Genomic DNA, 4,721 nt, shown 5'->3' with positions numbered 1-4,721 from the left:
CAGGATGATCGCCAGCGCCAGCGGCGTCACCACCGCCAGCCGCGCGGCGGCGGAGCGGAGTTGTTCGAACTGGCCCCCGTAGCCGACCCAATAGCCCGCAGGAAGCTCGACCTCGCGCTCCACCGTCGCCTGCAGGTCGGTCATGAACGATCCCAGGTCACGGTCACGGACGTTGGCGCTGACCACGACGCGGCGCTTGCCGTCCTCGCGGCTGATCTGGTTTGGGCCGACCACCAGGTCGATCGCCGCCACCTCCGACAGGGGGGTGAAGGCGCCGCCGGGATGCTCGCCGTCACGGCCAGCCGGCATTGGCACGCGCAACCGGCGGATTGCGTCCACGTCGCCGCGCAGCGCCTCCGGCAGGCGCACCACCAAGGCGAAGCGGCGGTCGCCCTCGAACACCTGGCCGGCCTCGACGCCGCCCAGCGCCGCACGCACCGCGTCCTGCACGTCGGCGACGTTCAGCCCCAGCCGCGCCAGCGCGTCCCGATCGGGCGTGATCTGCAGCACCGGCAGACCGCTGACCTGTTCGACCTTGACGTCTTCGGCGCCGCGCACCTCGACCATCGCCGCTTCCACCGCCTCGCCGATTTCCAGCAGACGGTCCAGGTCGTCGCCGAACACCTTGACCGCCACGTCGGCGCGCACGCCCGAGCTGAGTTCGTTGAACCGCATCTCGATCGGCTGAGTGAACTCGTAGTTGCTGCCGGGGACCGCCTGGGCCGCGGCCTCCATCTCCTTGACCAGGGCGCCCTTGGGCTTGCGCGGGTCGGGCCAGGCCTTGCGGTCTTTGAGCATGACGAAAACGTCGGCGACGCTGGGCGGCATGGGATCGGTGGCGACCTCGGCGGTGCCCAGCTTGGCGAACACCCGATCGACCTCGGGCAACTGTTTCAGGCGCGCCTCCAGAGCGGCCTGCATGGCCACGGCCTGAGTCAGGCTGGTTCCCGGGATACGCATGGCGTGCAGCGCGACGTCGCCTTCATCGAGGCTGGGGATGAACTCCGCGCCCATCCGCGTGGCGCCCAGGCCGGCCAGCACCGTGAGCACGGCCGCGCCCGCGACGAGCGCGCGGCGATGGTGCATGGCCTTGTCCAGCAGCGGCGCATACCAGCCTCGGGCCGCCGTCATCGCTCGGCCCTCCTTCTCGTCCACGCGCCCGGTGACGAACAGCGCCACGGCCGCCGGCACGAAGGTCAGCGACAGCACCAGGGCCGCGGTCAGCGCCGTCACCACGGTGAACGCCATGGGGTGGAACATCTTCCCCTCGACTCCGGTGAGGGTGAAGATCGGCAGATAGACCAGCGTGATGATCGCCACCCCGACCAGGCTGGGTTTCATCACCTCGCTCGCCGCCTGCGCGGTGAGCTCGAACCGCTCGTCGCGGGTCAACAGGCGGCCCAGGCTGTGCTGCGCCTGGCCGAAGCGACGCAGGCAGTTCTCGACGATGATCACCGCCCCGTCGACGATCAGGCCGAAATCGAGCGCCCCGAGGCTCATCAGGTTCCCCGAGACCCGATTCTGCACCATGCCGGTGATGGTCAGCAGCATGGCGAGTGGGATGACCGCAGCGGTGATCAGGGCCGCGCGCACATGACCCAGCAGCAGGAACAGCACCACCACCACCAGCAGCGCGCCTTCCAACAGGTTGGTCTCGACCGTGCGCAGGGTACGGTTCACCAGTTCGGTGCGGTCGTAGACCGTGGTTGCGACGATCCCGGCCGGCAGCGCCTTGTTCGCAATCTCCAGGCGCGCGGCGACGGCCTGGGAGACGGTGCGCGCGTTCTCGCCGATCAGCATGAAGGCGGTGCCCATCACCACCTCGCGGCCGTTCTGCGTGGCTGCGCCGGTGCGCAACTCCTGGCCGAGGCCCACGTCGGCCACGTCGGCGACGCGGATCGCCACGCCCCTGCGCTCGGCGACGATCACCCGGCGCAGGTCGTCCATGCCGTTGGCCTGGCCGGGAACGCGAACCAGGTACTGCTCGCCCGCACGCTCCACATAGCCTGCACCGACGTTGGCGTTGTTGCGTTCCAGCGCGCCGATCACGTCGGCCATGGTCAGGCCATAGGCGGACAGCCGGTCAGGCCAGGGCGTCACGTGGTACTGCCGCTCGTAGCCGCCGATGGTGTTCACCTCGGTGACGCCGGGCACGGTGCGCAGCTGCGGTCGGATCACCCAGTCCTGCAGGGTGCGCAGGTCCTCCGGCGTCCAGGCCGAGCCGTCGGGCTTGCGAGCGCCCGGCTTCGGCTCGACGACATAGGTGAAAATCTCGCCGAGACCCGTGGCTATGGGTCCGAGCTGCGGCTCCAGGCCGCTCGGGACCTGGCCCTTGGCCGCCTGCAGCCGCTCGTTCACCAGTTGGCGGGCGAAATAGATGTCGACGGCGTCGTCGAACACCACGGTCACCTGCGACAGGCCGTATCGCGACAGCGAGCGGGTGTAGGCCAGCCCCGGAAGGCCGGCGATCGCGGTCTCGATCGGATAGGTGACCCGCTGTTCGACCTCCAGCGGCGAGAAGCCCTGCGCCTCGGTGTTGATCTGCACCTGGACGGTGGTGATGTCGGGCACCGCATCGATCGGCAGTCGCTGGAAGCTCCACACGCCGAGCGCGCAGAACCCCAGGGCGATCGCCATGACGATCCAGCGCCAGCGGATGGAGAGACGGATCAGGCGTTCCAGCATGGCGCCCTCAGTGCTCGTGACCGGCGGCGGACTTCTCGATGTCCGCGCGGATCAGGAAGGAGCCGTCGACGACGTAGGTCTCGCCGGCCTTGAGGCCGCCCAGCACCTGCGCCCAGCCGCCGGCCTGGCGGCCGAGCTGCACCGGGCGGGCCTCGTAGACGTCGCCGTTGCGGACGAACACCACGCTCGCCTGCTCCATCCGCTGCAAGGCCGCGGAACGCACGGCTAGAGGCGCCTCGGACGCCGCCACGGTCACCGCGCCCTCCACCGCCATGCCGGGCCGCCAGACCCCCTGCGGGTTGGCCAATGTCGCTCTTGCGACCAGCGTCTGGGTGTCGAACTCGGCCGCAGGCAGGAAGGCCTCGATCTTCGCCAGGGAAACCGCGCCGCCGCCCAGGCTGCGCACCTCCACCGCCTGACCCGGCCGGATCCGTTCGGCGTCGCGCGGGAAGATGTGGAACTCGGCCTGGACCTTCTGCGGATCGGCGATGACATAGATCGCGTCGTCCGCGGCGACGTCGCCGACGTTGAGCGCGCGCTCCATCACCACGCCGCCGATCGGCGCGGGAATCGAATAGGTCTGCAGGCTGTCGCTGGACTCCACGCGGGCGATCACCTGGCCGCGACGCACCCGGTCGCCAACGTTGGCGGACAGGGCGACGATGCGCCCGGGGAACCAGGCCCTGACCTGCGAGCGGCCGCCGGCCTGCAACGCGACCCGGCCGGAGAGGTCCAGCGTTTCGGCGATCGTCGCGGGGCCGACCTGGGCCACCGTCACGCCGGCCGTGCGGGCCGCGGCTGCGGTGATCGTCGTGCGCTTCACGCCATGGCCGGCCTCGGTCTCCTCATGCTCATGATCATGGCCGTGCTCCTCGGCCGGCTTCGCCCGCTCGCCGCAAGCGGCCAGCAGCAGGATCAAGATCGCCAGGGCGGCGGCGTGTGGGATGCGGTTCATGGCCGGGTCTCCACGGCGGTCCAGATGTCGGCGTGGGCGCCGTTGAGCCGGTCGAGCGCGGCCTCGTCGAGGTGGTAGGCCTTGAGCGCAGCCAGTCTGCGCTCCCGCGCCTGGGCCAGCGCACGCTGGGCTTCGATGACGTCGATGTAAGAGAAGCCGCCGCGATTGAAGCCATCGCGCACAAGCGCCACCGCGCGCTCCGCCTGCGGGATCAGTCGGGCTTCGACGTCCTGGGCCTCGGCGCGCGACGACGCCATGTGCGCGGACAGCCGCTGGGCCTCGCGGGCGCGCTCCAGGCGGGCTGCGACGATCTCGCGCTCCGCGGCGAGGCGTTCGGCCTGCGCCTGGTCGAGACCCGCGCGATAGCCCTCGCTGCGCCCGATCGGCAGGCTGAACCCGGCCACGGCGGCGACATCGCCACCTTCGCGGAAATAGCGCAGGCCGAGAGTCCACGCCGGGTCCTGGACCGCGCGGGCGCGCTCGACGCGCACGCGCGCCGTGGCCGTATCGCGCTCCGCCGCCAGCAGTCGCAGGTCGGCGACGCCTTCTACGGGGCCGGCTGGCGACGCCAGGACTTCAAGCGCGCGGGGATCAAGCTCCAGCGCCGCGGCGCCGTCCCAGTAGCTGGCCAGGGTGCGGTGCGCGCTTTCACGCTCCGCCTCGGCGTTGCGCAGCTCGATCCGCGCCTCCTCGACGGAGGCTTGCGCGCGGGCGCCGGCGAACAGCGGGTCGCGCGCCGACCGGACCCGGCGGTCGACCTCGGCCAGGACGCGCTCGGCCAGCGCCAGCCGCTCCCGGGCCAGCGCCGCCTCGGCCCCGGCGGCCGCGGCCTCCACATAGGCCTTCTGCACCTGCGCCAGCAGGTCGAGGCCGCGAACCAGGGCGCGGGCCTGCACGGCGTCGCGCCCACGCTCGGCCAACGCCACCCGCGCCTCGCGCTTGCCGCCGCGCTCCCAGGTCTGCTGGTAGTTCAGCGTCGTCTCGGTCCGGTCGAGGAATCCGTAGGGGCCGCTTCCCGCCAGGTTCTCGGCCTCGACGACGAGCATCGGATTAGGCGCCACGCCGGCCTGGGCGATGGCGG

General features: G+C 71.4%; 3 protein-coding genes. All 3 read right to left on the bottom strand.

Annotated features, from left to right (window positions below; translation table 11 throughout):
- A partial coding sequence (locus Q8M88_RS15360) for an efflux RND transporter permease subunit (protein ID WP_305598027.1) occupies positions 1-2,685 on the bottom strand: 2,685 nt, incomplete at its 3' end.
- 7 nt (positions 2,686-2,692) lie between these two features.
- A complete protein-coding gene (locus tag Q8M88_RS15355; protein ID WP_305598026.1) occupies positions 2,693-3,640 on the bottom strand; it encodes an efflux RND transporter periplasmic adaptor subunit in 948 nt (315 codons plus the stop codon).
- The coding region (locus Q8M88_RS15350; RefSeq protein WP_305598025.1) for a TolC family protein at positions 3,637-4,721 on the bottom strand (1,085 nt) is incomplete at its 5' end. The genes Q8M88_RS15350 and Q8M88_RS15355, both read right to left, overlap by 4 nt.

The sequence above is a fragment of the Phenylobacterium sp. genome (assembly GCF_030693805.1).
In the GTDB taxonomy this organism is placed as follows: domain Bacteria; phylum Pseudomonadota; class Alphaproteobacteria; order Caulobacterales; family Caulobacteraceae; genus Phenylobacterium.
Note: the sequence above shows the minus strand (reverse complement) of the source record. Positions and strands in the feature narration are given on the sequence as shown.